Annotated in this window: 3 protein-coding genes and 1 pseudogene; 2 read left to right on the top strand and 2 right to left on the bottom strand. The window is 57.2% G+C overall.

All coding sequences use genetic code 11. The features are described from left to right. Window positions 1–1,662: pseudogene (locus ACZM8Y_RS17915) on the top strand (hypothetical protein); the annotation flags it as partial. Next, complete coding sequence (locus ACZM8Y_RS17910; RefSeq protein ID WP_489501985.1) at window positions 1,659–2,759, top strand: hypothetical protein; 1,101 nt, start codon at window positions 1,659–1,661, stop codon at window positions 2,757–2,759. The pseudogene ACZM8Y_RS17915 and the gene ACZM8Y_RS17910, both read left to right, overlap by 4 nt. 18 nt (window positions 2,760–2,777) lie before the next feature. Here the strand turns inward: ACZM8Y_RS17910 and ACZM8Y_RS17905 are convergent, their stop codons facing one another. Beyond that, the gene (locus ACZM8Y_RS17905; protein ID WP_072337211.1) at window positions 2,778–3,050 is read right to left on the bottom strand and encodes a type II toxin-antitoxin system YafQ family toxin; all 273 of its coding nucleotides are present in this window, start codon (window positions 3,048–3,050) and stop codon (window positions 2,778–2,780) included. After that, window positions 3,051–3,311: a type II toxin-antitoxin system RelB/DinJ family antitoxin gene (locus tag ACZM8Y_RS17900; protein ID WP_077073093.1), complete on the bottom strand. Its 261-nt coding sequence runs from the start codon at window positions 3,309–3,311 to the stop codon at window positions 3,051–3,053. Window positions 3,312–3,491: the final 180 nt, after the last annotated feature.

The following is a 3,491-nucleotide window of genomic DNA, read 5'->3' as shown; positions in this document are numbered from 1 at the left end:
GCGCCCTTGCAGGACGCTCTTGGCATGTTGCCGCTGCGTCCGGCGTCGCCGTGGCGGGAAGGAAGCCTGCTGTTCCGAACCCAGGACGGTAAAATCATGCCTTATGCGGCCAACTCTTCGAAACAGGCCGCCTGGATAGACCTCGGCGTTGCCCCCATGGGCGGAGGCAAGTCCGTTTTTCTCAATGCCTTCAACTTCGCGTTCGTCACTCAGAGCGGACTGTCACGTCTGCCGTGGCTGTCCATCGTGGATGTCGGTCCGTCCAGCTCCGGGCTGATAACGCTGCTGAAGGAAAATCTGCCTGAAGGCCGCAAACATCTCGCGGCCTATCACAGGCTCAGGATGACGCCGGACTATGCCATCAATCCCTTTGATACGCCTCTCGGCAACAGAAAACCTCTGCCGTCTCACAAGGCATTTCTGGTCAATCTGCTGTCTTTGCTGGCCACGCCTCTGGATGTCACGGCTCCGGCAGACGGCGTTCCCGGACTCATAGGCAGAGCGGTTGATCTCGCCTATGAGGAACTCTCCGACAACCATCACCCCCGGCTTTACCAGCCGAACGTGCTTCCGAAGCTGCACGCCCTCATCACGGAAGAAGGCATACGCCGGGACACTTCCACGTCCTGGTGGGAAGTGGTCGATGCCCTTTTTGAACGGGGCTATGTCCATGAGGCCTTGCAGGCCCAGCGCTACGCCGTGCCTCTGCTGGCGGATGTCGGCTCGCAAATCAGGCAGAACAAAGGCATCCAGAACACCTATGACGAAAATCTCATTCTCAATGTCTGGCGTTCCCTTCTGGATGCCATCGACGCCTATGTCATCCTGAAGGAACCCACGCAATTCGACCTCGGCGACGCTCAGATCGTCAGCCTCGACCTTGATGAAGTGGCTCCGCGCGGCGGTTCCACGGCGGATCGTCAGTCCGCCGTCATGTATATGCTGGCCCGGCACGTCCTCGGTTCACGCTTCTTCCTGATGCCTGCGGATGTGCAGCTCATGCCCGAAGCCTACCGGGACTATCATGCCGGGCGAATCGAGGCGATTCGGGAGGACCCCAAAAGGCTTTGCTACGACGAAGCACATCGCGTCACCAAAAACACCTCGGTTTCCGGCCAGTTGCAGGCGGATATGACCACCATGGCCCGTGAAAGCCGCAAATGGAACCTTTCCATCGGTCTCTATACGCAATCCATCGACGATATTCCCAAAATCATCACGGACGAACTGGCCACCACGGTCGTCATTCTGGGGTCCGGCACGGAAAAGAGCATTGAGAATCTGAGTCTCCGCTTCGGTCTGAACGGGGCCTGCCGTCATGCCCTTTCCCGTCTGGGAAAGCCCGGCAGGACAGGCTCCAATCTCGTAGCCCTGTTCCGCACAGGTTCGGGCATGTCGCAACTTGTCCTCAGTCTGACCATAGGCGGGCAGTCCCTCTGGGCCTTCAGCACCACCACGGAAGACGTAACCATCCGCAACCATCTTTATCAAAGGCTGGGACCGTCCGAGGCCTTGCGCAGACTGGCCCGACGCTTTCCCGGAGGTTCGGCCAAGGCCGAAGTGGAACGACGCAGACGGCAGGTGGAGGACAGGAGCGATTCCGACGATGAAGTCGTCAACGTCATTTTGGAAATTGCCAATGAACTGGCGGAGGAACAATGAAAAAGCTCTTTTTTGCCCTGGCGATTGTTCTGTTTCCGGTCCAGGTCTGGGCCGCTGGCTGCGGATGCGGTTCCATCAACGCCATGATTTCAGCGGCCAAATCTGAAACGATTCAGGCCGTTAACGCCTATACCGCTGCGGAAGCCCAGGCCATCCGTTCGGAAATTCTGCTGGCCGCACAGAATATCATCGGTACCATCAAAAGCGAAACGGCAACCGTCGTCCGGGCGCTGGTCGCGCTCAAGGAAAGCAATGTCGCCGCCATCAAGGGGCAGGCCGTCGCAGACGAAGCCATGAAAACCGAAGATCTGTACGGCACGGCGGCCCAGCCCTCAGGGCTTTGCGGCGCAACCTCGCTGGGCGCGGGAATACAGCTCGGCGCACAGGCAGGGCAGGAAATTCATGCGACCATGAGGGAAAAACAGTTCGCCTATGCCAACACACCCGGCGCAAAGCCGGTGGAATTTCTGCACCGTATTCTGGCCGACGACCAGCCTTCCGAACCCGAAAGTCTGGATGCGCTCTTTCCGCTCCAAAGCACGCTTACGGAAGACCAGGTGGCGCAGGCGCATGAATCCATCAAGACACTGGCCAATCCCCGTCCGCTTCCGATGGTCACAGACGCACAGAAGGAAACTCCGGCAGGACAGACCTACGCGGCGGCAAGGAAGGTTCACGAAGAACGTCTGGCCGCCGTTACCGAAGCGCTCAACCACCACGTCGTGCTGCACGCTCCCACATTGCCGGAAGACGTGACCGAATGGGCGCAGAATCAGTGGTCGGAAGCGGGAGGAAGCGGCACTCCTCCCGGCATTGTGGACGGAAAACTTTCGGAAGCCGGGCTTTACAAACTGCTCTCACAGATGCGCGTAGGCAACCCCAACTGGTTTGCCCAGATAGCCACGGCCACGGATGCCGGACTGTTGCGGGAAATGGCGGTCATGCAGGCTTTTCAGATGGAGCTTGCCCGAAAAAACATGGAGCTTATGGACCGCCTGACCGTCATTGCTGCGCTTAGCTTCCTTTCCCGCATGGAAGGAACCACCGGCAGGGACATGGACGACCTTTATGCCCGCATGGTCGGCGCACAGCAATAGGAGACCGCCATGCGCCTGTTACAGCGAAAAAAGATCGGCATGGGTGCCGGTACGATAAAAAACGCACTCATTCTCGCTTACTTTATACACAAGAAGCCAATCCGGTTCTATATGCAACTCCCGGTATGGTTTCCACTCTCCTTTGAGGGCATGGTCACGACAATGCTTAGGCAGTGGTTCCTCATTAAGCAAAAGCATGATTATCGTTTTCAGCTTTTGCATATCGTAGCCGCGATGTTCCACCTTTCTCAGATCACGGCGAAACTGAGCAGTAAAAGTGGAGTTACGCACTTATATCCCCAACTGTCTGAAAAGATCTTCCGCATCCTTGGCGTGAAATATTTCCTCTCCCCGTTCCGCCTTCTCTATAGTTTCACGGGTCAGTGCATTGGGAATATCGTCGCTGAAAGGCAGACGCTTTTCATGAGCCACTCTGGCCAGCGCCATGCGGCAGAGATCGGATACCGTCAGCCCCATGGTTGCCAGTACGGCGGCGGCCTCATGCTTGATGGCAGGGTCAATGCGGGCGCGAACATAATCGTTGGCAGGCATGATTGTCCTCCTGTTTTTAGAAAGTGTAGCTCAATTGGACACAAAGTCAACAACATCCTCAATGAAGAAAAGGGGAGATGCCATGGCCTCTGAACTCCCTGCCACCTCGGAAATTCTTCTGCCCACGGATGCCAGCAAGCAGATTCTCGACACCTTCCTCGGACAGGGATGGGATACCTG

Source organism: Bilophila sp., assembly GCF_057864385.1.
This window is presented reverse-complemented; position numbering and strand designations above follow the sequence as displayed.